The following is a 24,268-nucleotide window of genomic DNA, read 5'->3' as shown; positions in this document are numbered from 1 at the left end:
CCGCGCCCGACGCCGGGACTGTGGCACATCCGTAAGAGTGATCGAAAGGAACGACCACGATGACTGACACCCTCACCATTACGCCGCACCGCACGGCGCTGCTGCTCATGGATCTGCAGGCGGGCATCCTCGGCCTCCTCTCCGACCCTTCCGATCTGGTGCAGCGGGCCAAGCAGGCCCGGGAGGCGGCCGTGGCCGCCGGTATCCAGGTCGTCTATGTACGGGTGGCGTTCACCGAGGAGGACTACAAGGGCATCTCGGAGAACAACAAGACCTTCGCCCCGGCGGCCGAACACCACCTCTTCGCGGAGGGTTCCCCCGAGACCGTCATCGCCCCCGAGGTCCAGCCCGGGCCGCAGGACAAGATCGTCACCAAGACCCGGACCGGCGCGTTCAGCACGACGCACCTCGATGACATCCTGCGGGAGCGCGGCATCGACACCGTGGTGCTGGCCGGTGTCAGCACCACGGGCGTCATACTGTCCACCGTCCGTGACGCGGCCGACCGCGACTACCGGGTGATCGTGCTCTCGGACGTCTGCGCCGACCCCGACACCACCGCCCACCACACGCTGCTGGAGTCGGTCTTCCCGTCGCAGGCCGACCTCCTGGACGGCAAGTCCTTCGCCGACCTCCTGATCGCGCGCCCCGCGGACGGAGTCGGCCCGGCACTGTGACCGGCCCGCGTCCCCGGCCCGTGGCCGCCCGGCCCGCAGCTCGGCACCGTACGAGCGACGGGCGTACGCGTCCGCCACCGGCCGCGGGGCGCGGTCGATACCCGTGACGTCGGCCGGGGGTCTCACGGCCCCCGGTCGGCGCCCCTCCGTCGGACGCCGTCGCGCCACCCGCTCCACCGGGATCGCTCTCGCCACCGCCGGCCCGGGAACGGCCCGCCCGGGGACCGGTCCGAGCATGCGCGGCACGGCGCCGTCGGGCAGGGCACCCAACTACCGTGGAGGCGCCGCATGGCGATCCGGATCAGGATCGGTGATTACGAGCGGGTGACCGGCGACCCGCTGAACCGGCACTCGATCGGCTACTTCCCCCGGATGACCGAGCGCGAGGCGTGGGAGGCCGGTCGCGGGGTGTGGCGTCTGGACCTGCGGATGGTCCGGCGCGAGCGGTACGCCCTCATCGTCGGCGAGGGCCGGGTGCGGGCCATCGCCGAGATCACCGATGTGACCGTCCACGGGACCGACCGCGGCCGGAAGAAGGCGCTGTGGGGCACGCTCCTGACCGCCGGGCACCCGATCTACGACCATTACGCCGAGCAGGCCGACCCGCTGCACAACGACTCGCGCAACAGCGTCACCTACGGCGAACTGCCCGAGGAGGTGCGGTTGCGGGCCCGGTTCTGCGCCTGCGGCTGCGGGCAGCCCGCGGAACAGAACTTCGTCCCCGGCCATGCGCTCCGGGCCATCCAGGCGCGGATCCGGGAGCACTTCGGCGGCTCGGCGCTCTCCTTCCTCGCCTGGCTGGACAACGAACTTCCGGCCGAGGAGCACTCCTCCCGGCCGTGACCGGCGCCCGCCCCCGGCGCCGACGGCCGCCGCCCCGCACGCCGCGCCCGCACGCCGCCGACACGGTGCCCCTCGGCGTCCGGCCAGGTGACCCGGTGGGCGGGGCTCGGCTCCCGCCGTGGCCGCGGCGGTGATGATCGCCGCAGTCGGGCCGGTATCGGTGCGGGTCCGGCGGTCGGGAGGTAGCGGTGCACATCCTGCTGATCGCGAGCGCGGTCAACAGCCTCACCCAGCGGGTCTTCGCGGAGCTGGGCGAGGAAGGCCACACGGTGGCGGTGGAGTTGGCGTTGGGTGAGGAGTTCCTGCGGGACGCCGTGCGGCGGCACGCGCCGGAGGTGGTCGTCGCGCCGATGCTCACCACCGCGATCCCGCGGGACGTCTGGTCCGCCTGTCCCTGTCTCGTCGTCCACCCGGGCCCGGTGGGTGACCGGGGCCCGTCGTCGCTGGACTGGGCGATCCACGAGGGCGCCCACGAGTGGGGCGTGACGGTGTTGCAGGCCGATGCGGAGATGGACGCCGGGGACGTGTGGGCCTCCGTGCCCTGTGCGCTGCCGCCGGTCGGCAAGAGCGATCTGTACCGGGGCGAGATCGGCGACGCCGCCGTGCAGGCGGTGCTGCTCGCGGTCCGGCGGTTCGCCTCGGGCACGTACCGGCCCCGGCGCCAGGACGGTGCCGGACACGTACGGCCCTACTTCGACCAGGGGCTGCGGCGTATCGACTGGGCGGCGGACCCGACCGGCACCGTGCTGCGCAAGCTGCGGACGGCGGACTCGCAGCCGGGGGTGCTGGACACGTTCGCGGGCGCGGAATGGTATCTGCACGGCGGGTGCGCCGAGGACACGCTGCGGGGCCACCCGGGCGAGATCCTGGCCACCCGGGCGGGCGCGATCTGCCGGGCGACGGTGGACGGCGCGGTGTGGATCCCCGAACTGCGGCTCCGTCGGCTCCCGGGCGGCCCGGCCACCTTCAAACTCCCGGCCACCCTCGCGCTCGGCAGGCGGCTGCCGCCGGTGCCGGAGATCCCCGCCCCGCTCCAACTCCCCGACGACCGGCGGACCTGGACGGACATCCGCTACCGGGAGGAGGGCCCGGTCGGCTTCCTGCGGTTCTCCTTCCCGGGCGGCGCGATGAGCACCGACCGGTGCGAGCGGCTGCTCGCCGCGTACCGCTTCGCCTGCTCCCGGCCGACCCGGGTCCTGGTGCTCGGCGGCGGCCGGGACTTCTTCTCCAACGGCATCCATCTGCATGTGATCGAGGCCGCCGCCGACCCGGCCGCGGAGTCGTGGGCGAACATCACCGCCATGGATGACCTGGTGGAGGCGGTCTTGACCACCACCGACCGGCTGGTCGTCGCCGCGCTCGGCGGCAACGCCGCGGCGGGCGGCGCGATGCTGGCGCTGGCGGCGGACGAGGTCTGGTGCCGCGGCGGCGCGCTGCTCAACCCGCACTACCGGCTGATGGGGCTGTACGGCTCCGAGTACTGGACGTACACGCTCCCCCGCCGGGTCGGCCCCGGGCAGGCGGCGCGGCTGATGCGGCGCGCGCTGCCGGTGACGGCGGCCAAGGCGCTCGGCCTCGGTCTGGTGGACCGCATCGTCCGCTGCGCACCGCAGGAGTTCGACGCCGAGGTCACCCGCCTCGCCGCGCGGATCGCCACCTCGTCGCCGGTCCAGCGGCGCATCGAGGCGAAGAAGGCGGTACGGGAGCGGGACGAGGCCGTCAAACCGCTCTCCGCCTACCGCACGGAGGAGCTGACGCAGATGCGCCGCACCTTCTTCGACCCCGCCGCGCCGTACCACGCCCTGCGCGGCGACTTCGTCCGCAAGCGGCGCCCGCGGAGCACCCCGGAGCAGCTGCGGGACGCCGCGCTCCGGGGCGGCGGGCGCGGGACCGCGTCCGAGCGGCCGGTGGCCGAGACCGGCGCGCCGCCCGGGGGCGGCCGGTAGCCGGGCGGCGTCCCCGTCCGCGAACACCTGTCCGGGCCCGCTGTGAGCACGTGCCGACCGCCTCGCTATCGTCAGGGCCCGGCGGCGGGAGCGCGCGCCCAGGTGACATAGCGTCATGCGATGACGTGGACGGGGAAGGGCGGCGAGGCGCCGTGGTGACGGAGAGGCGGGCCGGTGGCGGGATGAGCGAGCAGCGGCGGGCGCGGCTGCGGCTGGAGATTTCCCGGGAGGCGGCCCGTCTGTTCTGGGAGCAGGGCGTCGCGGCCACCAGCGGGGACCAGATCGCCGAGGCGGTCGGCCTGTCGACGCGGACGATCTGGCGGCACTTCCGCAGCAAGGAGAGCTGTGCCGAACCGATCGTGCTCCAGGGCACCGGCACGCTGATCGGCGTGTTGCGCGGCTGGCCCCCGGAGCGCTCCCTGGAGGAACACCTCGGCGCCGAACTGGCCCGGATCCGGAGCGAGGGGGCGCCCGTCGGCCCGTCGGACGAGCTGCTGGGGAGGAAGATGATCCGGCTCGCCGACACCGAACCGGCGCTGCGGACCGCGTGGTTGATGGCCTGCGATCAGCTGGAGCGGCAGTGGGCGGCGGTCGTGGCCGGTCGTCTGGAGCGCCCGGCCGAGGACCTGGAGGTGCGCAGGCACGCCGCTGCCGCCGCCGCGGTGGTGCGGGTGCTGGACGAGCACACCGGTGCCGCCCTCCTCACCGGCGCCGACACCGAGGCGTTCGAGGACACCGCGGCCGTCTCCCGGCGCTACGCCCAGGCCATCCGGGAGGCGACCGGCGGCGCCATCGGCGACCCGGTGGCCTGAACCGCCCGCGACGGTCCGGCCTGCCGCGCCCGGGCGGTGCGTCAGATGCGCTGGGTGTCGCCCTCCCCGGCGGGCTCCGGTGCGGGTGCCGGGCGGACGAGTTGGTTCTCGCCGGTGGCCACGGCGCGCCGGATGCGGCGGAGATAGACGGCCGCCAACACCCCTTCGTACAGGGCGTAGACGGCCCAGATCACCGGCACGGTGCCGGAGTCGCCGCGGTGGGTGAGGGCGACGGCGAGGATGCTGGGGACGCTCAGCGCCCAGACGACGCCGATCCGGGTGAGCAGGACGAAGCGGGTCAGGCCGAAGCTCTCCAGGACGGCGCCGCCGACCATCGAGCAGAGGAACGCCACCGCGTACATCCACACCACCCGCGCCGCCCCGACCGCGGTGCCGGTCGTCGCGGCGTCGGCGCCGTCGAGGCCGAACGGGGCGAGCAGCAGCGTCGGCAGGAAGATCTGGCAGCAGGCGATGACCAGGACGTATGCCCCGCCGATGGCGAAGGTGGCGCGCAGCAGGGCCGGGACGCGGGCGTGGCGGTGGTCGCCGACGGCGTTGCCGGTCAGGACGGAGCAGCCGATGCCCAGGCCGACGAGCGGGATGACCGCCACGTAGTTGAGGGACAGGACGACGTTGTTGGCGGCGAGGGCGACGGGCCCGAGGAGGCCGGTGATCCAGACGAAGGAGGTGTGGCCCAGCTCCTCCAGCCCGCCGGAGCCACCGGCCGGGGCGCCCTTGCGCAGCCGCCGCCCGAGCAGCACGGTCAGCTTCCGGGCGCCGCCCGCCGTGAGCCGGGCGAAGGCCGCGAAGTAGGCGCGGGGCAGGCACACCAGGTACCCGGCGAGCATCACGGTGACGGCGAGGAAGGTGGCGATGCCCGAGCCGCGCATACCGAGTTCGGGCAGGCCGAAGGCGCCGAAGACCAGGCCGATGTCGAGCACCACCCCGGCGGCCTGTCCGACGAGACCGACGGCCATCGGGACGCGGGTGCGGCGGGTGCCGTTGAAGTACGAGGCGAGCGCGGCGTTGACCGTCATCACCGCCCCGAACCGCACTGACCAGGCCAGGAAGACCGATTCCAGCGCGGTGCTCGCGGCCGGACGGTCGCTCAGCTGCGGGATACGGACGATCAGCGGGGTGGTGAGCAGCAGCGCCGCGGCCAGTCCGAGGGCGAGGAGGAGGCCCGCGGCGCCCTCGTCGGCGGCCCCGTCGCGGTCGCCGCGGCCGTGGGCCTGGGCGACGTAGGAGCGGGTGATCCCGGCGATGCCGGTGACGCACATGATGAGCGTCATGCCGGTGAAGACGGCGGGCCCCGAGGCCATCAGGGTGGCGGCGGAGTAGCGGGCCAGCGCGATGCGGTCGACCAGCATCATCACCAGGTTGCCCGCCATGCCGAACATCAACGGCAGCGACACCTGGACCACTTCACGGACGAGGGACGGGTCGATCCGGGCCCGCGCCCCCCTCACGCCGCGGCGTCCGGGCGCGGTGCCTCCACGGTGACTGCGGTGTGCTGCATGGCCGGACGTCCCTGGGGTGCGGGTGCGGGGCGCCCCGCCGGTCGGCCCGGGCGCGGTCGTACGCGCCGTAGCGTAGAGGCAGCGGTGGGTGCGGCGGGCGGGGACGGCCGGAAAGGCGGGGTGGCCGCGCCCGGTCCGGCACCCGGTGTCGCGGGCGGTGCCGTGGCCGGTGGGGTTATGCGAAGCGGGCCGGGTCGCCCGCGCCGTGGCGGACGATCTCCGGGGTGCCGCCGGAGAAGTCGATGACGGTGGTGGGTTCGGTGCCGCAGTCACCGGAGTCGACGACCGCGTCGACGACGTGGTCGAGGCGCTCCTTGATCTCCCAGCCCTGGGTCAGCGGCTCCTCCTCGTCGGGCAGCAGCAGGGTGCTGGAGAGGATCGGCTCGCCCAACTCGGCCAGGAGCGCCTGGGCGACGGTGTGGTCGGGGATGCGGACGCCGACCGTCTTCTTCTTCGGGTGCTGGAGCTGGCGCGGGACCTCGCGGGTGGCCGGGAGGATGAAGGTGTAGCTGCCGGGGGTGGCCGCCTTGAGTGCGCGGAAGACGTCGTTGTCGATCTGGACGAGCTGGCCCAGCTGCGCGAAGTCGCGGCAGACGAGGGTGAAGTGGTGCCGGTCGTCGAGCTGACGGATCGACCGGATCCTGGCGACACCGTCCCGGCTGCCGATCCGGCAGCCCAGCGCGAAGCAGGAGTCCGTCGGGTACGCGACGAGGCCGTCGGAGCGGATCAGCTCGGCGACGGTGCCGAGGGTGCGGCGCTGCGGGTTGTCGGGGTGCACATCGAAATACTTCGCCATCCGGCGAGTGTAGGTGCTCCCGGCGGGGCACCGGGGCGCGCCGACCGGCCGGATCCGGCGGGCGTGGCGGGGCCGGTTCGCGCCCCCGCGGCGGGCCCCGGTGCGAACGCCGTGGCGCTCACCGTCCCAGCGCCCGCCGCAGTTCGTCCTTGTTCATCGCCGAGCGGCCCTCGACATTCTTCCGCCGGGCCTCCTCGTAGAGCTGGTCCTTGGTGGGGCCCTGGGCGCCGCGGTGGGAGCGTTCGCCGCCGCGCTCGGGGGCGGACTTCGGGTCGCGCAGCGAGACCCGGCCGGGTGCGGCGGCCTCGCCCGACCGGGCGCGTTCCTTGTTGACGGTCCGGGCGGCGATCTCCTTCGCGCGGCGGGTGGACTCCCCGCGCTGTTCGGCGCCCTCCTTGATGTGCTCGTACTGGCGCTCCCGCTTGCGGCTGGAACCTGCCGGCATGGTGGCCTCCCTCGGGTGGTGCGGTGCGGTGGGCGGCGGGTCGCGCGCCCGGTTCCGTCTTCCAGTGCACGCCGGATGACGGCGCGCCGCGAGGCGGGCGGCGGTCCTACGGTGAGGGGATGGACGAGGCGGAGGCGGGGTTCCCGGCGTACCGGGCGGCGCGCTGTACGAGCGTGGCGGAGCTGGACGGGGCGGTGACCGGGTGCCGGGCCTGTCCGCGGCTGGTGGCGTGGCGCGAGGAGGTCGCGGTGGTGCGGCGGGCGGCGTTCCGCGACGAGGAGTACTGGGCGCGGCCGGTGCCGGGGTTCGGTCCGGCGGACGCGCCGCTGGCGGTGGTGGGGCTGGCTCCGGCGGCGCACGGCGGGAACCGTACGGGGCGGATGTTCACCGGGGACGACGCCGGGGACTTCCTGTTCGCCGCGTTGTACGCCGCGGGGCTCGCCTCGCAACCGACGGCGACGGGCCGCGGGGACGGGCTGGAGCTGTACGGCGTGCGGATCACGGCGCCGGTGCACTGCGCGCCGCCGGAGAACCGGCCGACCCCGGCCGAGCGTGACACCTGCCGTCCGTGGCTGGCGGCGGAGCTGGCGCTGCTGGCGCCGGGGCTGCGGGCGGTGGTGGTGCTGGGGGCGTTCGGGTGGCAGGCGCTGTGGCCGGTGCTGGCGGCGGCGGGGTGGCGGCTGCCGCGGCCCCGTCCGGCGTTCCGGCACGGCGGGCTGGTGACGCTGCCCGGCGGGGACGGCCGGGGCCCGCTGCACGTCCTGGGGTGCTACCACCCGAGCCGCCGCAACACCTTCACCGGGCGGCTGACCGCGCCGATGCTCACCGAGGTGCTGGAGCGGGGCGCCCGGCTGGCCCGGGGTGCGGGGTGAGCGGCCGGTGCGCGACTCGGGCGCGGTGTGCGCCGTCCACATGCGGAGCGCTCCGGTCCCCCTGATCCTGAAGCAGGGGCCGCCGTCCGGCGTGTGCGCGCCCGCGGTGGCCGGTAACGGATCCGACAGGCAGCATGTCGCGGCACCGTGACAGCGGAACGGACACAGATGAGCGACGGATTCATGGGCCCGGAGGGCTTCGAACCGGACCCGTTCGGCGACTTCCTGGGACGCGTCTTCGGCCGTTCGGGCGGCTCCAGCCGGGTGCCGATGCAGGCGGACATCGCCCGGCTGATGAGCGCCGGGGCCCGCGATCTGGTGACCTCCGCGGCGACCTACGCCGCCGATCACGGCAGCACGGAGCTGGGCACCGAGCATCTGCTGCGGGCCGCGCTGACCGCGGAGCCCACCCGCAGCCTGGTACGGCAGTCCGGCGCGGACCCCGACGCGCTCGCCGCGGACATCGACCGCAGCGCGGGGACCGGTCCGCAGCAGTCGCGGGTGGCGGTGACCCCGGCGGTCAAGCGGGCGTTGCTGGGCGCGCACGACATGGCGCTGGGCAGCGGCGCCTCGTACATCGGGCCGGAGCATGTGCTGGAGGCGCTGGCGGCCAATCCGGACTCGGCGGCGGGGCGGATCCTGAACGTCTTCCGCATCGAGGCGCAGCACGCCGCCGAGCGGGGCGCGTCGCCGGGCCATCCGCCGCCCCCGCCGGAGCCGGGCGCCGCGCCGCGGCCGGAGACGCCGACGCTGGACAAGTACAGCCGCGATCTGACGGACATGGCGCGGGCCGGGCGGATCGATCCGGTGATCGGGCGCGCGGCGGAGATCGAGCAGACCGTCGAGGTGCTGTCGCGGCGCGGCAAGAACAATCCGGTGCTGGTCGGCGACGCGGGGGTGGGTAAGACCGCGATCGTGGAGGGGCTGGCGCAGCGGATGGCCGACGGCGACGTGCCGGAGACGCTGGCGGGGCGGCGGGTGGTGTCGCTGGACATGACGGGCGTGGTCGCCGGGACCCGCTACCGCGGCGATTTCGAGGAGCGGCTGAACGCCATCATCGAGGAGGTGCGGGCGCACTCCGATGCGTTGATCGTCTTCATCGATGAGCTGCACACCGTGGTGGGGGCGGGCGGCAGCGGTTCGGACGGCGGCAGCCTGGAGGCGAGCAACATGCTCAAACCGGCGCTGGCCCGCGGTGAGCTGCACGTCATCGGCGCCACCACGCTGGAGGAGTACCGGCGGTACATCGAGAAGGACGCCGCGCTGGCCCGCCGCTTCCAGCCGCTGCTGGTGCCGGAGCCGGATGTGGCGGACGCGGTGGAGATCCTGCGGGGGCTCCAGGACCGTTACGAGGCGCACCACCAGGTGCGGTACACCGACGAGGCGCTGCTGGCGGCGGTGGAGCTGTCCGACCGGTATCTCACCGACCGGTTCCTGCCGGACAAGGCGATCGATCTGATCGACCAGGCGGGCGCCCGGGTCCGGCTGCGGTCGGGCACCAAGGCGGCGGGGGTGCGGGGGATGGAGCGGGAGGTCGAGCAGCTGACGCGGGACAAGGACCAGGCGGTGGCGGCGGAGCAGTACGAGCGCGCCACCGAGCTGCGGGACCGGATCGCGGCGCTCACCGAGCAGATCGGGGCGGGCACCTCCCCCGCGCCGGGCGACGGCCGGATCGTGGAGGTCACCGCGGCGGACATCGCGGAGATCATCTCGCGGCAGACCGGCATCCCGGTCAGCAATCTCACCGAGGAGGAGCGCGAGCGGCTGCTGGGTCTGGAGGAGCGGCTGCACGCGCGGGTGATCGGGCAGGACGACGCGGTGTCCGCGGTGGCGGAGGCGGTGCTGCGCTCGCGGGCGGGGCTCGCCGATCCGCGGCGGCCGATCGGCAGTTTCCTGTTCCTGGGGCCGACGGGCGTGGGCAAGACGGAGCTGGCGCGGGCGCTGGCGGAGGCGCTGTTCGGCAGCGAGGACCGGATGGTGCGGCTCGACATGAGCGAGTACCAGGAGCGGCACACGGTGAGCCGGCTGGTCGGGGCGCCGCCCGGGTACGTCGGTCACGAGGACGCGGGGCAGCTGACGGAGGCGGTGCGCCGCCATCCGTACGCGCTGGTGCTGCTGGACGAGGTGGAGAAGGCGCACCCCGATGTCTTCAACATGCTGCTGCAGGTGCTGGACGACGGGCATCTGACCGACGCGCAGGGCCGGACCGTCGACTTCAAGAACACCGTCGTCGTGATGACCAGCAATCTGGGGTCGGAGGCGCTGAGCGGCGGTCGGGGCGCGCTCGGTTTCGGTCCGTCGGGCGGGGACGGCGGCGACGGGGCGCGGGAGCGGGCGATGGCGGCGCTGCGCACCCACTTCCGGCCGGAGTTCCTGAACCGGCTCGACGAGATCATCGTGTTCCGGCAGCTCACCGACGCGCAGCTGCGGGAGATCACCGCGCTGCTGCTGGACGCGACGAGCCGCCGGATGCGGGCGCAGGACATGACCATCGAGTTCTCCCCGGAGGCGGTCGACTGGCTGACCCGGCGCGGGCACCGGCCGGAGTACGGGGCGCGTCCGCTGCGGCGGACCATCCAGCGGGAGATCGACAACGCGCTGTCGCGGCTGGTGCTCGACGGGGCGCTCTCCCCCGGCGACCGGATCCGGGTGGAGATCGAGAACGACCACCCGGCGTTCCGCACCACACGGGGCGGGGACACCGCGGCGGCCCCGGGCGGGGATGCCGCACCGGACGCGGCGGCGCCGGGCGGCGGTGCCACGGCGGACGGGAGCGCCGGGGCGCCGCCCGCGGGGTGAGGGCCCGGTGGCCGGAGCGCCGGTGGCCGGGCGCCGCGTGAGCCCCGGCCACCTTGCCCATTTCTCCCGCTTCACCCTCGTTTGTCGATATTGCGGTCGGGTACTTGTCAGGCACGGGGCACGGCCCGGTACGAGCGCCGGGAGGTCGTCGTGAGCGTTCTCGGTCTGACCCTTCTGGTGCTCGGTCTGGTGACCGGCATCACGGCGCTGTGGGCCGTCGGCGCCGGTCTGTCCGTCGTCGGCGCCGCCCTGCACCTCGCCGAGATCCGGCGACGGGCCGTCGGCAAGCCGCGGCGCCACTACTGGTAGGCGACGGCTGGGCGCCCGGGAGGCACGCGGAACGCAGCATCGGAGCACCTCATGTTCGTCATCCTCGGACTCGTCCTTCTGATCGCCGCGATCGTCGTCGGCGTCGCCGCGGTGGTCGGCAACGTCGGCGCCGGGCACGAACTGCTCATGGCGTTCAAAGTGTTCGGCTACCACCTGACGGGCTCCGCGGGTGCGCTCTTCCTCTTCGGGGTGATCGTCGGCGGGGTGGCCGTGCTCGGCCTCGGGCTGCTGGTGGCCGGGGCGGGCCGCTCCTCGCGGCGGGCGCGGATCGAGCACCACGACCGCCCGGCGGCGGGTGCGCCGCGCCACCGCCACCACCTCTTCGGCCACCGCACCGCGCCGCACTGACCGGCGCGGGACGCCGCCGACCACGCCAGGACCGGGGCCCGGCGGCCCGCCCGCGGAAGGGCGCCCGCGCCGCAACTCCCGTGCCGCGGGCGGGTTTTGGCCATCGCTCGCGGAGAGCGCCGCGGCCCGCGGGTGACCGCGGCGCCGGTCCGGGCCGTCCCGGCGCGCCGCGCGGCCGAAGGTCCGCAGCTCGGCGGGGTGGCCGGGCCGGACGGCGGCGGGCTGCGGCATTGTGCCCGCCATGGCCGGGATGGGCTTGATTGTGCCAAGTTCCTTTGACATGACCGCGATGGCGGTACTTTTCTGTGGCAGTCCGCGCCGCAGCCGGGCGGGGCCGGGACCAGTCGGCCGCCGCCGGTCGTGCTGCGGCCGCGCGGGCGGGAGGGGCCGCGCCGCCCGGCGGGTGGCCCGATTTTCGAGGGGGCTCGACTTTCATGCGTACAGCTCGGATGAAGAGACTTTCGGCCATGGGCGCGGTGTCCGTGGTGGTGGGGGTGGTGGGCGCCGCGCTCCCGGCGTCCGCGGCGTCCGCCGCCGACCGGGAGGGACACGACAGCCGAGGGGTCGGCTGGCATCTGCGGACCGGCAAGCACACCGCGATGTGGACCGGCACCCGCATCCTGGACGACGGCAGTCACGCCCTCTGCCTGGACCTGGCGCTCTACGGCCCGAACGGCACGGACAACGGCTACACCCGCACCGGTGCGCCCAAGCAGCTGTCCGAGGACACCAAGGCGCGGCTGGCGGAGCTGGCCTCGCGCTACGGCAAGCTGCCGGACACCGTCGAGGGCCGTAACGCCTCGGCCGCCGCCGCGCTGGTCACCTGGGCACTCGCCGCCCACGACGGCATCGACGAGAACGGCTACAACGGCGAGAAGATCCCCTGGCAGCGGTGGCTGGACAAGGGCATGCCGAAGGGCGCGGTGGCGGGCTACGGCGGCGACGCCAAGGTGGACACGGCGCCGGTCGTCGACCAGTTCAACCGGCTCCGCAAGGAGATCCTGACGGTCGACTCGGCGCCGTACACGCTGAGCGTCGAGGGGTCCGGCAAGACCTTCCCCTACGAGCGCACCCCGCAGGAGAAGGAGCTGACCGTCAAGGTCGCCCAGGGCAAGAAGCCCGCCGAGGGCGTCGCGGTCAACACCACGGAGCTGACCAACGTCGCGCGCCCGGCGCAGCCCGGCGCGGTGGGCACCACCGACCCGCAGGGCCGGGCGGTCTTCCGCTTCACGCCGGACAAGCCGGGTACGGTCACGGGCGCGGCGTTCGGCGCCGAGGTGTCGGTGAACTCGCCGACGTTCTGGCACACCGACCGCACCGTGCACGGCAAGCCGATGCAGCGGCTGGTGTACTTCGTGGCCGAGCGCAAGCCGCTCAAGGCGTCCGGCGAGATCCGCTTCCAGCCGCCCGCGGTGGTCATCACGGAGAAGAAGGACCGCGCCACGGGCGAGGCGGTCACCTCCCCGGCGACGTACGAGATCCGGGCGGACGACAAGGGCGCGCCGGGCGCGGTGGTCACCACCGTCACCACCGGGAAGGACGGCCGCTCCGAGGCGGTCGACCTGCCCGCCGGGACGTACTGGGTCGTCGAGACCAAGGCGCCCGAGGGGTACCAGCTCGACAAGGAGCCGCAGAAGATCGAGGCGGTGTCCGGGGAGCGGCAGACCGTGACGGTGTGGGACAACGCGGTGCCCAGCCCGTCGCCGTCCCCGTCGGTGCCCACCACCCCGGCGACGCCGCAGCAGCCGACGCCCAACCACCCGGCGCCCGCGGGCGTCACCGGCGGGTCACTGGCGCACACCGGTGCCGACGGCACGCCGTATCTCGCGGCGGGCGCGGCGACGCTGGTCGTGGCGGGCGCCGGAGCGGTGGCGTACGCCCGTCGTCGGCGGTCGGCGGACAGCCGCTGACCTGCGGGAACGGTTGATACGAGCCCTCCGGCGGTGGGGCGTGGTCCACGGGGCCGCGCCCCACCGCCGCGTGTGGGTACGCCCGCCCCGGACGGGCTCCCGCCGCCCCGCGACCGGCCGTGCCCGGACGGAGCAGCGGGTCACCCGACCGGGCGATCATCCGGGCGGTGGGCGGCGGGCCGGGTGGCGCGGGGGGCCGGAGGCTGATGACGATCGTGCGACGTCCCGTTCCACTCCGGCGGGGCGCGACCGCCGAACGCCGGGGAGACGCCGACATGAGCGCACCGCCTCGCACGCCCAAGCTGGCCCATGAACTCTTCGCGGAGTTCCTCGGCACGATGGTGCTCATCCTCTTCGGCTGCGGTGTGGTCGCCCAGGTCAACGCCGGTGGCGCGCTGACCGACCCCAAGGGCGGGCTCGGGGATCACGACAGCATCGCCTGGGCCTGGGGGCTGGGCGTCACGCTCGGCGCGTATGTGGCGGCGCGGATGACCGGCGCCCACCTCAATCCGGCGGTGACGGTGGCGCTCGCCGCGTTCAAGGGCTTCTCGTGGGCGAAGGTGGTGCCGTACGCGCTGGCCCAGACGGTGGGCGCGTTCTGCGCCGCGCTGCTGGTGCGGTGGAACTACACCGAGGTCATCGCGCGGGCCGACCCGACGCACAGCATCAAGACGCAGACGATCTTCTCCACGCTGCCGGGGAACGGCTCGACGGCGGCGGGGATCCACGAGTGGGGCGCGTTCCGGGACCAGATCATCGGCACCGCCGTCCTGCTGATCCTGATCTTCGCCCTGACCGATCTGCTGAACACGCCGCCCGGCGCGAACCTGGCGCCGTTCATCATCGGCCTGGTGGTCGTCGCGATCGGGATGTCGTTCGGCACGGACGCCGGGTACGCCATCAACCCGGCCCGTGACTTCGGTCCGCGGCTGGCGAGCTTCCTCACCGGGTACCGCGGGGCGTGGCGGGACCAGTGGGGGAACTTCTACTTCTGGGTGCCGATCGTCGCGCCGCTCTGCGGCGGTCTGCTCGGCGGGGCGGTCTACAAGTTCCTCATCGGCAACTTCCTGCGCCGGATCGCCGCCGAACCGGAGCCGCCCGGCCGTATCCCCACGACCGACGAGACCTGAGCGCGCGGGGTGCGGCGGCCGGTCGGCGCCGGTCAGAGCGCGGCGCGGATGGCGCGTTCGAACCCCTCGACATGGGCCGCGGCGAGCGCCGCCGCCTTCTCCGCGTCACCGGCGACCACCGCGCGCAGCAGCGGTCCGTGCTCCCCGATGTGTCCGGCCATCCCCGGCAGCCGGTCGACGAAGAGGCACCACACGCGGGTGGCGAGGTTGTCGTAGTGGACCAGGGTGTCCTCAAGGTACGGGTTGCGGGTGGCGGCGTAGACCGCGCGGTGGGCCCGGAGGTCGAGGTGCATCAGCGCGCCGGGGGTGCGGGGCGCGGCCGGGGCGCCCTCCAGGTCGTCCATGAGGGCGGTGAGCGCGGTGCGGTGGGCGTCGGTGGCGCGGCGGGCCGCCTGCCCGGCGGCCATCGGCTCCAACTCCCGCCGCACCTCGGAGATATGGGCGAGGTCGGTGATGTTGACCTCGGTGGCGAAGGTGCCGCGCCGGGGGTAGACGGCGATCAGCCGCTCGTACTGGAGGCGTTTGAGGGCCTCGCGGACGGGGGTGCGGCCGACGCCGAGGGACTGGGCGAGCTGCTCCTCGCTGATGGGGGCGCCGGGGCGGATCTCCAGCATGATCAGCCGGTCGCGGAGGGCGCGGTAGGCGCGTTCGGCGAGCGAGGGCTCGCCCGCGTCGAGGGGTGACTCCGCCACCCGGTGCTGCTCCATCCGGCCCCCTTGACTGGCTCCCGATCGGTCCCCTACGTTACCGCAAGCTACTGATATATCAGTTGGTCGTCAGCTGAATTTCAGGAAGGTGCGCAGGTCAGAGGGGCCCGATCGGGCAGCGCGGGTGCGCGGCACGGCAGGAGCCCGGCCCTGTGGCGCCGCCGCCCGCCCCGCGAATCGAAGGGAACCGCCGGATGAGCACCCCCCTTCCGGAACACCCCGCGCACCTGTGGCGCACCCCCGAGCCCCGCTCCTCGTACGACGTCGTGATCGTCGGCGGCGGCGGGCACGGGCTGGCCACCGCGCACTACCTCGCGTCCGTGCACGGCATCACGAATGTCGCCGTCCTGGAGAAGGGCTGGCTGGGCGGCGGCAACATGGCCCGCAACACCACGATCATCCGGTCCAACTACCTCTGGGACGAGACGACCGCCCTCTACGAGTACGCGCTGAAGCTCTGGGAGACGCTCCCCGCCGAGCTGGACTACGACGTGATGTTCAGCCAACGCGGTGTGCTCAACCTCGCGCACACCCTCCAGGACGTCCGCGACTCCGTCCGCCGGGTGGGCGCCAACCGGCTCAACGGCGTCGACTCGCACTGGCTGGAGCCCGACGGGATCGCCGAGGTCTGCCCGATCCTCAACACCTCACCGCGCAGCCGGTACCCCGTCCTCGGCGCCACCTACCAGCCGCACGCCGGGATCGCCAAGCACGACCACGTCGCCTGGGCGCTGGCCCGCAGCGCGGACGCGTACGGCATCGATCTGATCCAGGGGTGCGAGGTGACCGGCTTCGTCACCGACGGCGGGCGGGTCACCGGAGTGGAGACCAGCCGCGGCCGGATCCTGGCCGGGCGGGTGGGGCTGACCGTCGCCGGGCACAGCAGCGTCCTCGCCGAACGGGCCGGGTTCCGCCTGCCGGTCCAGTCCCATCCGCTCCAGGCGCTCGTCTCCGAACTCCACGAGCCGGTCCACCCCACCGTCGTGATGTCCAACCATGTGCACGTCTACGTCTCCCAGGCGCACAAGGGCGAACTGGTGCTGGGCGCCGGGGTCGACGGGTACAACGGCTACGGGCAGCGCGGCGCGTTCCACATCATCGAGCGGCAGATGGCCGCCGCCGTCGAGCTGTTCCCGGTCTTCGCCCGCGCGCATGTGCTGCGCACCTGGGGCGGGATCGTGGACGTCACCCCCGACGCCTCCCCCGTCATCGGCGCCACCCCGCTGGAGAACCTCTTCGTCAACTGCGGCTGGGGCACCGGCGGTTTCAAGGCCACCCCCGCCGCGGGGTGGACCTTCGCCCACACGCTGGCGACCGGTGCGCCGCATCCGCTGAACGCGCCGTTCTCCCTCGACCGGTTCACCACCGGCGCCCTCATCGACGAACACGGCGCCGCCGCCGTGGCCCACTGAGAGGAGACCCCGTGCTCCAGCTGACCTGCCCGTGGTGCGGGCCGCGCGACGAGACCGAGTTCCACCACGGCGGCCAGGCCCATGTGGCGCGGCCCGCCGACCCGGCGGCGCTCGACGACGCGGCGTGGGCCGCGTACCTCTTCTTCCGCGACAACCCCGCGGGGCCGTTCGCCGAGCGGTGGGTGCACAGTCTCGGCTGCCGCCGCTGGTTCCACGCGGTACGGGACACCGTCACCTACGCGGTGCTCGCCACCTACCGCCCCGACGCACCCCGGCCCGGCCTCGCCGTGGCCCGACCGGACGGAGAGACCCGATGACCGACCGGCCCGCCCGGCTGCCGCACGGCGGCCGGATCGACCGCACCACCACCCTCCGCTTCACCCTCGACGGACGGGAGCTGACCGGTCATCCGGGCGACACGGTGGCCTCCGCGCTCCTCGCCCACGGCCCCACCGCCACCGCGCCCTCCCTCCACCGCGGACGGCCGCGCGGCATCGTGGGCGCCGGCGTCGAGGACCCCGGCACCCTCCTGCGGATCGAGGGTCCCTGCGCGGAGAGCATGCTGCCCGCCACCACCGTCGAGCTGTACGACGGGCTGCGCGCCACCACCCTCACGGGGCGCGGTCGCCTCGACCCCACGCCGGACCCGGCGGTGTACGACAAGAAGTACGTGCACACCGATGTGCTGGTCGTCGGCGCGGGCCCGGCCGGACTCGCCGCCGCTGCCGCCGCGGGCCGGGCCGGGGCGCGGGTGCTGCTGATCGAGGACCGCCCGGACACCGGCGGCGCCCTGCTCGCCACCGCACCCGGCGACGGCCCGGAGGCGGCCGCCCTGACCTGGGCCACCGCCACCCGCGCGGCGCTGGACGCGGAGCCGGAGGTCCGGGTGCTGACCCGCACCTGCGCCTTCGGCGCCTACGACGGCAACTATGTGCTGGCGCTCCAGCGGCGTACCGACCACCTCGGGGCGGCGGCGCCCGCCGGGGTCTCCCGGCAGCGGCTGTGGCACATCCGGGCGCGCCAGGTGGTCCTGGCGACCGGTGCGCACGAACGTCCGCTGGTCTTCGCCGACAACGACCGCCCGGGCGTGATGCTCGCCCACGCGGTCCGCGCCTACCTCCACCGGTACGGGGTGCTGCCCGGTCGCCGGGCGGTGGTCGCGACCACCGGCGACAGCGCGTACGCCACCGCCGCCGACCTGGTCGCGGCGGGCTGCACGGTCGCCGCGGTCGCCGACTCCCGGCCCGAACTCACCGCCACGGCGCGGGAGTTCCACGACGGTACCGGGGTGCCGGTCCTCACCGGCAGCGCGGTGACCGGCACCTCGGGGACCGACCGGCTCGACGGGGTCACCGTCCGCCCGCTGGACGCGGCGGGCCGCCCCACCGGCCCCGGCACCGCGCTGACCTGCGATCTGCTGGCCGTATCGGGCGGCTGGAGCCCGGTGGTGCATCTGCACAGCCAGCGCCGGGGCGCACTGCGCTGGGACGCCGACCTCGCCGCGTTCGTCCCCGGGGCGGCGGTGGACGGGCAGCACCTGGCCGGGGCGGTGCGCGGCACGTACGACACCGCCGGTTGCCTGGCGGAGGGGGCCCGGGCCGGGGCGCTGGCGGCGTCCGCCGCGGGATGTGCGGCCACCGTCCCGCCGCCGCACCGGCCGCAGGCCCCGGCGCCCGTCCGGCCGCTGTGGCTGATCCCCGGCGACGGCGACGACCCGGCCGCCTGGGACACCCACTTCGTCGACCTCCAGCGGGACGTGACCGTCGCCGATCTGCACCGCGCGGCGGGCACCGGGATGCGCGGCGCCGAGCACATCAAGCGGTACACCACGCTGGGCACCGGCCACGACCAGGGCCGCACCTCCGGCGTCAACGCGCTCGGCGTCCTCGCCACGCTCCAGGGCGCGGACTCGCCGGGGGCGCTGGGCACCACCACCTACCGGGCGCCGTACACCCCGGTCGCGTTCGCCGCGCTGGCCGGGCGGGAGACCGGCGCGCTGTACGACCCGGTGCGCCGCACCGCCCTGCACCAGGGGCATATGGCGCGCGGCGCGGTCTTCGAGGACGTCGGGCAGTGGAAGCGGCCGCATTTCTATCCGCGGCCCGGTGAGGACATGGACGCGGCGGTGGCGCGGGAGTGCCGGGCGGCGCGGGAGGGCGTCGCCTTCATGGACGCCTCCACACTCGGCAAGATCGAGATCCGTGGTGCGGACGCCGGGGAGTTCCTCAACCGCGTCTACACCAACGGCTTCAAGAAGCTCCGGCCCGGTCTCGCGCGCTACGGCGTGATGTGCGGCGAGGACGGCATGATCGTCGACGACGGTGTCACCCTCCGCCTCGCCGACGACCGGTACTTCATGACGACGACCACCGGCAACGCCGCCGCCGTCCTCGACCGGCTGGAGGAGTGGCTCCAGACCGAGTGGCCGGAGCTGGACGTCACCTGCACCTCCGTCACCGAACAGTGGGCGACCGTCGCCGTCGTCGGCCCCCGCTCCCGCGCTGTCGTCGCCCGCCTCGCGCCCGCGCTCGACATCGGCCGGGAGGCGTTCCCCTTCATGGCGGTCCGCGAGACCGTTCTCGCCTCCGGCGTCCCCGCCCGGATCTGCCGGATCTCCTTCTCCGGCGAACTCGCCTACGAGATCAATGTGTCCGCCTGGTACGGGCAGGCCGTCTGGGACCAGGTCGAGGCGGCGGGCCGCCCCGAGGGCATCACCCCGTACGGCACCGAGGCGATGCATGTGCTCCGCGCCGAGAAGGGGTTCCTCATCGTCGGCCAGGACACCGACGGCACCGTCACGCCGCTGGACGCCGGGATGGACTGGGTGGTCTCCCGCCACAAGGACTTCATCGGCAAGCGGTCGCTCTCCCGCCCCGACACCGTCCGCCCGGACCGCCACCACCTCGTCGCCCTGATCCCCGCCGACCGCCGCACCCCGCTGCCGGAGGGCACCCAGATCGTCGACCGGGGCACCCCGCTCACCCCGCAGGACGGGCCGGTGCCGATGCTCGGCCACATCACGTCGGGCTACCGCAGCCCGGCGCTCGGCCACCCCTTCGCACTGGCGCTGCTCGCCGGTGGCCGCGACCGGATCGGCGACCAGGTCGTCGCCGTCGTCGGCGACACCCCGGTGCCCGTGGTCGTCTCCTCCCCCGTCCTCTACGACCCCGAAGGGACCAGGCGTGATGGCTGATCCGACCGCACCGGGCCCCGCCGCACTGCGCCGCGGCCCGCTGGACCACCTCTCCGGCGCGCTGCGCGCCGCCACCGTCACCGGACCGCGCGCGGTGGCCCTGACCGCGCTCCCCTGCCGCACGACGACCGCGTTGCGCGCCGCCCCGGACGGCCCGGTCGGCGCCCGGCTGGCGAAGGTGCTGGGCGCGCCGCTGCCCACCCGGTGCGGGGAGACGGCCCGCACCGACCACGGCACCGCGCTCTGGCTGGGGCCCGACGAATGGCTGCTGGTCGCCGAGGACGCCGCACCGGCACCGCTCACCGCCCTGGACGAGGCGCTGGGCGACGCCCCGGGCCAGATCGTGGACGTCTCCGCGCAGCGCACCGTCCTGGAGCTGCGCGGCCCCGCGGCCCGCGACGTCCTGGAGAAGGGGTGCGCACCGGACCTCCATCCGCGCGCCTTCCCGCCGGGACGGGCCGTCACCACCGCCGTCGGCCAGGTCCCGCTGATCCTGTGGCACTCCGCCGCCGACACCTACCGCCTGCTGCCCCGCTCCTCGTTCGCCGAGCATCTGGCGCACTGGCTGACGGACGCGATGGGCGAGTACGGACTGCCGGAGGTGGACTGAGGAACGGCGCAGGCGGGGCTACCCCACGTCCCCCGGCACGGCCCGGACCGGCGGTGGCTGGTCCGGCCAGGCGACGGCGTACGTGGGGTCGCCCCCTCGCCGTATCCGCACAGAGCGGAGCAGCTCCCGTACGATCCCGGCGCTGCCCTGTCCCCAGCCGGTGCGCGGTTCCAGGAGCGCCGGGGTGGCCCGGTGGTCGAGGTGGGACCAGCGTGCGCCGTCGGGGTCACGGGTCGCCCGGGCGAGGAGGTCCGCGACGAGGCGCCGGGCGAAGCCGGGGCGGTCGCCCCGCCCGACGAGGCGGTCGGTGGCCGACGCCAGCACACCGGCCGTACCGCAGCACCGCCCGCTGTTGTCCCAGAACCCGGGCCGCAGCCGCCGCGGCAGACCGGACCGGGTCACGGTGTACCAGCAGCGGTCGGCGAGCGCGTACCACCGGGGTTCGCCGAGGACGTCACCGAGCAGCCGGAAGGTCTGGGCGTCGCCGGACGGTCCGTGGCACCAGCCGTAGCTGTGACGCGGGGTGAGATCCGGATGGTCCTGCGGGTCGGAGTGCGGGACGAGGAAACCGGCCGCACCGGCCTCGTTCCGCGCCACGACATCCTCGGCACCGGCCCGCGCCAGCTCCACCAGATCCTCCCGCCCGACGGCGGCGCCGACGCGGGCCAGCCCGTGGACGATCCCGAGCGTGCCGTGCGCGAGATGGTGGAACCGGGCGGCCCGGCCCCGTTCCGCCTCCCAGTGCACGCCCGCCGCCGTCCGCTCCGCCGTGCGCAGAAAAGGCTCCACCGCGAGCACCGCCAACTCCTCCTCCCCCAGCGCCAGCGCCCCGAGGGCGATCCCGGCGTTGCCGCCCACCAGATCGCACCAGTCGCCCCAGCCCGTGCCGTCGAACCGGGCGCGGACCAGATCCAGGGCCCGCGCCGCGCCACCGTCCGGGGCACCGAGTGCGTCGTGGACCGCCCGCAGGACCAGCGCCATACCGGTCAGTCCGGCGTACAGGGAGCTGTTCTCCTCATGCGCGACCGCGGCGGAGATGCTGCGGGCGGCGCGCACGGCGGCGTCGCCGTACCGGTCGTCGCCGAAGTGCCGCCAGGCCTCCAGGAGTGCGGCGACGACGCCCGCCGTGCCGGAGTAGAAGGTGGGGTCGGTCGCTGCCGCGGAAGGCGTCGCGGCCCAGGCCAGGGCGTGGTCCCCGGTCTCCCGCGCGCAGCCGAGCAACCAGCGCACCGCGTCCGCCGCCACCGCCTCGGCCTCGTCCCACCCCGGCACCTCGGCCTCGTCCGCCGCTTCCGTCACCGTCATGGCGCCCCACTGTGGCAGACGGTGCGGGCGCGCGCCCAGAGGGCTGCCGCGGGCGATGCACGGGACGCCCGTCGGCCCCGCGCACCGCCCGCCGCGTCACTGGGTGAAGCGGATCTCCGTCTCCGGGGCGAGGCCCCACTCCGGTCCGGTGCGCGGGACCGGGACGGTGAGCAGGATGTTGTAGTGGTTGGGGAAGTGGCAGGCGTCGAAGCCGAGGACGGTGCCGATGCGGCGGCCGTCGGCCCAGACCGTGTCGCCGCGGTCGAGGACCCCGCCGCACTCCAGCTCCACGAAGCCCAGGAACCCCACCCGGTCCACCGGCCCCTCGGCGGCGGTCCCGGTGTGGTCGGTGGTGACCAGCTCATGGACCTCGCCCGCCCGCACACAGCGGGAGGCGAACGGTTCCAGGGTCATCCCGCGGTCGTCGCGGCGGTGCGTGAGGACCTTCACCAGCCGTCCGTGCACCGCCCGCTTGCCGCCGTCCTCCGCCGGATTCATGAACGGGCCTCCTGCCGGGCGCCGCGGGCGTAGGCGTCGGCGACGAGTTCCGCCGTGGCCAGCCCGTCCGGCGCCGTCGGGCCGCCGCTCACCCCGGCGCGGACGGACCGGGTGAACTCCCGCAGCACACCCTCGTACTCGTGCCAGAGCGAGCCCTTGAATTCCGGGTGCCCGGCGAGCATGTCGGCATGATCGGTGCGGCCGTCCGCGAACCGCGCCTCGACGGTCTTCCGCTCCCCCGGGTACGACCAGTCCAGCACGATCCGGACGGCGGTCCCGGCGGGCGTCTCCAGCAGGATCCGCGCCGAGCGGTCCACACCGTGGGCGTCGAAGCGCAGATCGGCGCCGGTGACACGGACGTCGCCGAGGAGGAGGCGGGCCACGTCGAGGGCGTTGGGCCCGTTGTCGGCGAGGCAGCCGCCGCCGCAGCGCGCCGGGTCGAGATACCAGCGGTCCCGCCCGGCGTGCTCCTCGATCAGCTCCTCGTACCGCACGGTCAGCTCGGTGACGGGCACCTCGCGGGGCAACCGGTCGCGGAGCGCGAGGACTTCGGCGTTGTAGCGGCGGTGGAAGGAGGTGAAGAGCACCGCGCCGTGCTCCCGCGCCAGGGCGACCAGCCGCCGGGCGTCCTCGACGCCGGTGGCGAGCGGCTTCTCCACACAGACGGAACGCCCGGCGGCGAGCGCATCCCGGCAGACGGGGAAGTGCAGATCGTTGGGGACGTTGACGACGACGGCGTCCACGTCGGCGGTGGCCAGCAGCTGCCGGTGGTCGGTGTGGCGGGCGACGTGCGGCGGCAGACCGCGGTGGGTGACGGTGTCCGGGTCACAGACCGCGACGAGCTCCGCCTCCGGGGAACGGTCGAGGGCGGCGAGGTAGAAGCGGGAGATGACACCGAGTCCGATGATGCCGATACGCAGCGGTGTCATACGGCGCCTCCGGCGGGCACGGCGGCGGGGAACGCCAGACCGGCGGCGACCGCGACGGCGCGGAGTTCGTCGTGGAGCGCGGGCGTCAACGGGACGCCGTGGGCGGTCCGTTCGCGGCTGCGGCGCTGTTCGTGCCAGCCCGGGTAGCGGACGGGGTCGCCGGGGTCGTGCGGCGGGCAGGCCAGCAGGGCGCCGAAGAGTCCGGTGGCGGCGGTGGCGACATCGGCCGGGGAGCGCAGCGTGGCCGGGGCGACGGCGAGCAGGAAGTAGCCGACGTCGTCGTCGGGCCGGGCGGTCGGCACCGTCCCGGCGGCGGGCTGCGGGCCCACCCCGGAACCGGAGACCAGCGCGGAGAACACCTCGACCAACAGCCCGAGCCCGAAGCCCTTGTGGACGCCGTGCTCCGGGTCGCCGCCCAGCCACCGCAGCTGGGCCTCGCCGCGGTCGTACGCCGCCGGATCGGTGACGGGCGCGCCGTCGGCGTCGGCGAGCCAGCCCGGCGGGATCGTTTCACCGGCCCGGGCGGCCGCACGGATCCGGCCGGTGGGGACCACGGTGGTGCTCATGTCGAGGGTGAACGGCGGGTGGTCACCGGCCGGGGCGGCGAGGGCGAGCGGGTTGGTGCCGAGCATCGGGGCGGCGCCGCCGGGCGGCGGGACGAGGCGCTGGTGGCCGCAGTTGGCGGTGGCCAGGCCGATCATGCCGTGTTCGACGGCGCGCAGCGCGTGGAATCCCGCGCAGCCGAAGTGGGTGCCGCCGCGGACCGACACCATGCCGACGCCGTGGGTGCGGGCCCGCTCGACGGCGAGGTCCATCGCCTCGGCGGCGGCCCACAGCCCGAGTCCGCGGCGCGCGTCGAGCAGGACGGCGGCGCCGGTGTCGGTCACGGTCTCCGGTTCGGCGTGCGGGTCGCAGCGCCCGGAGTCGAGGAGCGGGAGGTAGAGCCGGGCGAGGTTGGTCAGGCCGTGGGTGGTGAAGCCGGTGAGGTCGCCGTGGCAGAGGGCCCGGGCGGCGGTGGCGGCGCGCCCGTCGGGCAGTCCGCGGCCGCGCAGTACGTCGGTGGCGAAGGTGAGCAGCGGACCGTACGGGACGCGGACCTCGGCGGTGGTGTCCGGGGCGCGGCCGGTGGCCGGTGCGGCGGGGGTCGGGGGCATCGGGTGGGGTTCCTCTCGGTGCGGGCGGGACG

22 protein-coding genes are annotated in these 24,268 nt (G+C 74.8%); 14 read left to right on the top strand and 8 right to left on the bottom strand.

The annotated features are described in order from the left end of the window. Window positions 1-59: 59 nt before the first annotated feature. The 4 genes from IF23_RS0107385 to IF23_RS0107370 all read left to right on the top strand — a co-directional run bounded on the left by IF23_RS0107385 (window position 60) and on the right by IF23_RS0107370 (window position 4,278). Window positions 60-677: a cysteine hydrolase family protein gene (locus IF23_RS0107385; protein WP_037677615.1), complete on the top strand. Its 618-nt coding sequence runs from the start codon at window positions 60-62 to the stop codon at window positions 675-677. Window positions 678-965: 288 nt separating this feature from the next. Continuing rightward, window positions 966-1,520, top strand: a complete 555-nt coding sequence (locus IF23_RS0107380) for a hypothetical protein (RefSeq protein WP_030281076.1) — start codon at window positions 966-968, stop codon at window positions 1,518-1,520. Window positions 1,521-1,708: 188 nt separating this feature from the next. Continuing rightward, a complete protein-coding gene (locus tag IF23_RS0107375; RefSeq protein WP_078653839.1) occupies window positions 1,709-3,466 on the top strand; it encodes an enoyl-CoA hydratase-related protein in 1,758 nt (585 codons plus the stop codon). A gap of 155 nt (window positions 3,467-3,621) precedes the next feature. Beyond that, window positions 3,622-4,278: a TetR/AcrR family transcriptional regulator gene (locus IF23_RS0107370; protein WP_245654919.1), complete on the top strand. Its 657-nt coding sequence runs from the start codon at window positions 3,622-3,624 to the stop codon at window positions 4,276-4,278. A gap of 41 nt (window positions 4,279-4,319) precedes the next feature. On the opposite strand, the gene IF23_RS0107365 is transcribed toward IF23_RS0107370, so the two are convergent. The 3 genes from IF23_RS0107365 to IF23_RS0107355 all read right to left on the bottom strand — a co-directional run bounded on the left by IF23_RS0107365 (window position 4,320) and on the right by IF23_RS0107355 (window position 7,039). Then, a complete protein-coding gene (locus IF23_RS0107365) occupies window positions 4,320-5,747 on the bottom strand; it encodes an MATE family efflux transporter (RefSeq protein ID WP_211266128.1) in 1,428 nt (475 codons plus the stop codon). A 226-nt stretch (window positions 5,748-5,973) separates the two neighbouring features. Beyond that, a complete protein-coding gene (locus tag IF23_RS0107360) occupies window positions 5,974-6,594 on the bottom strand; it encodes an L-threonylcarbamoyladenylate synthase (protein WP_030281070.1) in 621 nt (206 codons plus the stop codon). Window positions 6,595-6,712: 118 nt separating this feature from the next. Beyond that, entirely contained in the window at window positions 6,713-7,039 is a 327-nt protein-coding gene (locus IF23_RS0107355) for a hypothetical protein (protein ID WP_030281068.1), read from the bottom strand. Between the two features lie 119 nt (window positions 7,040-7,158). Here IF23_RS0107355 and IF23_RS0107350 point away from each other — a divergent pair, with 119 nt between their 5' ends. The 6 genes from IF23_RS0107350 (at window position 7,159) to IF23_RS0107325 (ending at window position 14,428) form a co-directional block, all read left to right on the top strand. Further along, window positions 7,159-7,911 (top strand): uracil-DNA glycosylase, encoded by a 753-nt coding sequence (locus IF23_RS0107350; protein ID WP_030281066.1) that lies wholly within the window; start codon window positions 7,159-7,161, stop codon window positions 7,909-7,911. Between the two features lie 168 nt (window positions 7,912-8,079). Next, window positions 8,080-10,710, top strand: coding sequence for an ATP-dependent Clp protease ATP-binding subunit (locus IF23_RS0107345; protein ID WP_078653838.1), 2,631 nt, complete (start codon window positions 8,080-8,082; stop codon window positions 10,708-10,710). Between the two features lie 150 nt (window positions 10,711-10,860). Beyond that, window positions 10,861-11,019, top strand: a complete 159-nt coding sequence (locus tag IF23_RS34345; RefSeq protein ID WP_169749988.1) for a hypothetical protein — start codon at window positions 10,861-10,863, stop codon at window positions 11,017-11,019. A gap of 51 nt (window positions 11,020-11,070) precedes the next feature. Further along, window positions 11,071-11,388, top strand: coding sequence for a hypothetical protein (locus IF23_RS0107335; protein WP_051739358.1), 318 nt, complete (start codon window positions 11,071-11,073; stop codon window positions 11,386-11,388). A gap of 467 nt (window positions 11,389-11,855) precedes the next feature. Next, a complete protein-coding gene (locus IF23_RS31920; RefSeq protein ID WP_051739356.1) occupies window positions 11,856-13,298 on the top strand; it encodes a prealbumin-like fold domain-containing protein in 1,443 nt (480 codons plus the stop codon). Between the two features lie 275 nt (window positions 13,299-13,573). After that, window positions 13,574-14,428 carry an MIP/aquaporin family protein gene (locus IF23_RS0107325; protein ID WP_030281059.1) on the top strand — a complete coding sequence of 285 codons (855 nt, stop codon included), beginning with the start codon at window positions 13,574-13,576 and terminating at the stop codon, window positions 14,426-14,428. A gap of 32 nt (window positions 14,429-14,460) precedes the next feature. On the opposite strand, the gene IF23_RS0107320 is transcribed toward IF23_RS0107325, so the two are convergent. Next, on the bottom strand, window positions 14,461-15,135 hold the full coding sequence (locus IF23_RS0107320) for a GntR family transcriptional regulator (RefSeq protein ID WP_051739354.1): 675 nt from the start codon (window positions 15,133-15,135) through the stop codon (window positions 14,461-14,463). Between the two features lie 194 nt (window positions 15,136-15,329). On the opposite strand from IF23_RS0107320, the gene IF23_RS0107315 reads away from it, so the two are divergent. Genes IF23_RS0107315 through IF23_RS0107300 form a run of 4 tightly spaced genes read left to right on the top strand, consistent with a single transcriptional unit; the run spans window position 15,330 to window position 20,350 of the window. Continuing rightward, on the top strand, window positions 15,330-16,547 hold the full coding sequence (locus IF23_RS0107315; protein ID WP_030281055.1) for a sarcosine oxidase subunit beta family protein: 1,218 nt from the start codon (window positions 15,330-15,332) through the stop codon (window positions 16,545-16,547). A gap of 11 nt (window positions 16,548-16,558) precedes the next feature. Further along, complete coding sequence (locus IF23_RS0107310) at window positions 16,559-16,864, top strand: sarcosine oxidase subunit delta (RefSeq protein WP_030281053.1); 306 nt, start codon at window positions 16,559-16,561, stop codon at window positions 16,862-16,864. Further along, window positions 16,861-19,740, top strand: a complete 2,880-nt coding sequence (locus IF23_RS0107305; protein WP_030281051.1) for a 2Fe-2S iron-sulfur cluster-binding protein — start codon at window positions 16,861-16,863, stop codon at window positions 19,738-19,740. The genes IF23_RS0107310 and IF23_RS0107305 overlap by 4 nt, the downstream gene beginning before the upstream one ends. Continuing rightward, window positions 19,733-20,350 carry a sarcosine oxidase subunit gamma gene (locus IF23_RS0107300; RefSeq protein ID WP_030281049.1) on the top strand — a complete coding sequence of 206 codons (618 nt, stop codon included), beginning with the start codon at window positions 19,733-19,735 and terminating at the stop codon, window positions 20,348-20,350. The genes IF23_RS0107305 and IF23_RS0107300 overlap by 8 nt, the downstream gene beginning before the upstream one ends. 18 nt (window positions 20,351-20,368) lie before the next feature. Here IF23_RS0107300 and IF23_RS0107295 read toward each other — a convergent pair whose 3' ends face one another. From IF23_RS0107295 to IF23_RS0107280, 4 genes are all read right to left on the bottom strand, one after another. Further along, window positions 20,369-21,655, bottom strand: a complete 1,287-nt coding sequence (locus IF23_RS0107295) for a lanthionine synthetase LanC family protein (RefSeq protein ID WP_051739352.1) — start codon at window positions 21,653-21,655, stop codon at window positions 20,369-20,371. Between the two features lie 96 nt (window positions 21,656-21,751). Further along, a complete protein-coding gene (locus tag IF23_RS0107290) occupies window positions 21,752-22,153 on the bottom strand; it encodes a DUF6917 domain-containing protein (protein ID WP_030281046.1) in 402 nt (133 codons plus the stop codon). After that, on the bottom strand, window positions 22,150-23,082 hold the full coding sequence (locus IF23_RS0107285) for a Gfo/Idh/MocA family protein (protein WP_037677612.1): 933 nt from the start codon (window positions 23,080-23,082) through the stop codon (window positions 22,150-22,152). The genes IF23_RS0107290 and IF23_RS0107285 overlap by 4 nt, the downstream gene beginning before the upstream one ends. Continuing rightward, a complete protein-coding gene (locus tag IF23_RS0107280) occupies window positions 23,079-24,236 on the bottom strand; it encodes an Ldh family oxidoreductase (RefSeq protein ID WP_030281043.1) in 1,158 nt (385 codons plus the stop codon). The genes IF23_RS0107285 and IF23_RS0107280 overlap by 4 nt, the downstream gene beginning before the upstream one ends. Window positions 24,237-24,268: the final 32 nt, after the last annotated feature.

The organism is Streptomyces catenulae, from assembly GCF_000718015.1.
Lineage (GTDB): Bacteria > Actinomycetota > Actinomycetes > Streptomycetales > Streptomycetaceae > Streptomyces > Streptomyces catenulae.
The sequence above is the reverse complement of the archived record's forward strand: the minus strand, read 5'-3'. Positions and strand labels throughout refer to the sequence as shown.

Excerpts from the sequence above, each read along its gene's own strand:
- IF23_RS0107335 (WP_051739358.1), top strand. The coding sequence starts at position 11,071 with ATGTTCGTCATCCTCGGACTCGTCCTTCTGATCGCCGCGATCGTCGTC.
- IF23_RS0107385 (WP_037677615.1), top strand. The coding sequence starts at position 60 with ATGACTGACACCCTCACCATTACGCCGCACCGCACGGCGCTGCTGCTC.
- IF23_RS0107355 (WP_030281068.1), bottom strand. The coding sequence starts at position 7,039 with ATGCCGGCAGGTTCCAGCCGCAAGCGGGAGCGCCAGTACGAGCACATC.
- IF23_RS0107315 (WP_030281055.1), top strand. The coding sequence starts at position 15,330 with ATGAGCACCCCCCTTCCGGAACACCCCGCGCACCTGTGGCGCACCCCC.
- IF23_RS0107360 (WP_030281070.1), bottom strand. The coding sequence starts at position 6,594 with ATGGCGAAGTATTTCGATGTGCACCCCGACAACCCGCAGCGCCGCACC.
- IF23_RS0107290 (WP_030281046.1), bottom strand. The coding sequence starts at position 22,153 with ATGAATCCGGCGGAGGACGGCGGCAAGCGGGCGGTGCACGGACGGCTG.
- IF23_RS0107305 (WP_030281051.1), top strand. The coding sequence starts at position 16,861 with ATGACCGACCGGCCCGCCCGGCTGCCGCACGGCGGCCGGATCGACCGC.
- IF23_RS0107350 (WP_030281066.1), top strand. The coding sequence starts at position 7,159 with ATGGACGAGGCGGAGGCGGGGTTCCCGGCGTACCGGGCGGCGCGCTGT.
- IF23_RS0107300 (WP_030281049.1), top strand. The coding sequence starts at position 19,733 with ATGGCTGATCCGACCGCACCGGGCCCCGCCGCACTGCGCCGCGGCCCG.
- IF23_RS0107285 (WP_037677612.1), bottom strand. The coding sequence starts at position 23,082 with ATGACACCGCTGCGTATCGGCATCATCGGACTCGGTGTCATCTCCCGC.
- IF23_RS0107280 (WP_030281043.1), bottom strand. The coding sequence starts at position 24,236 with ATGCCCCCGACCCCCGCCGCACCGGCCACCGGCCGCGCCCCGGACACC.
- IF23_RS0107295 (WP_051739352.1), bottom strand. The coding sequence starts at position 21,655 with ATGACGGTGACGGAAGCGGCGGACGAGGCCGAGGTGCCGGGGTGGGAC.
- IF23_RS0107320 (WP_051739354.1), bottom strand. The coding sequence starts at position 15,135 with ATGGAGCAGCACCGGGTGGCGGAGTCACCCCTCGACGCGGGCGAGCCC.
- IF23_RS0107345 (WP_078653838.1), top strand. The coding sequence starts at position 8,080 with ATGAGCGACGGATTCATGGGCCCGGAGGGCTTCGAACCGGACCCGTTC.
- IF23_RS0107380 (WP_030281076.1), top strand. The coding sequence starts at position 966 with ATGGCGATCCGGATCAGGATCGGTGATTACGAGCGGGTGACCGGCGAC.
- IF23_RS31920 (WP_051739356.1), top strand. The coding sequence starts at position 11,856 with ATGGGCGCGGTGTCCGTGGTGGTGGGGGTGGTGGGCGCCGCGCTCCCG.
- IF23_RS0107325 (WP_030281059.1), top strand. The coding sequence starts at position 13,574 with ATGAGCGCACCGCCTCGCACGCCCAAGCTGGCCCATGAACTCTTCGCG.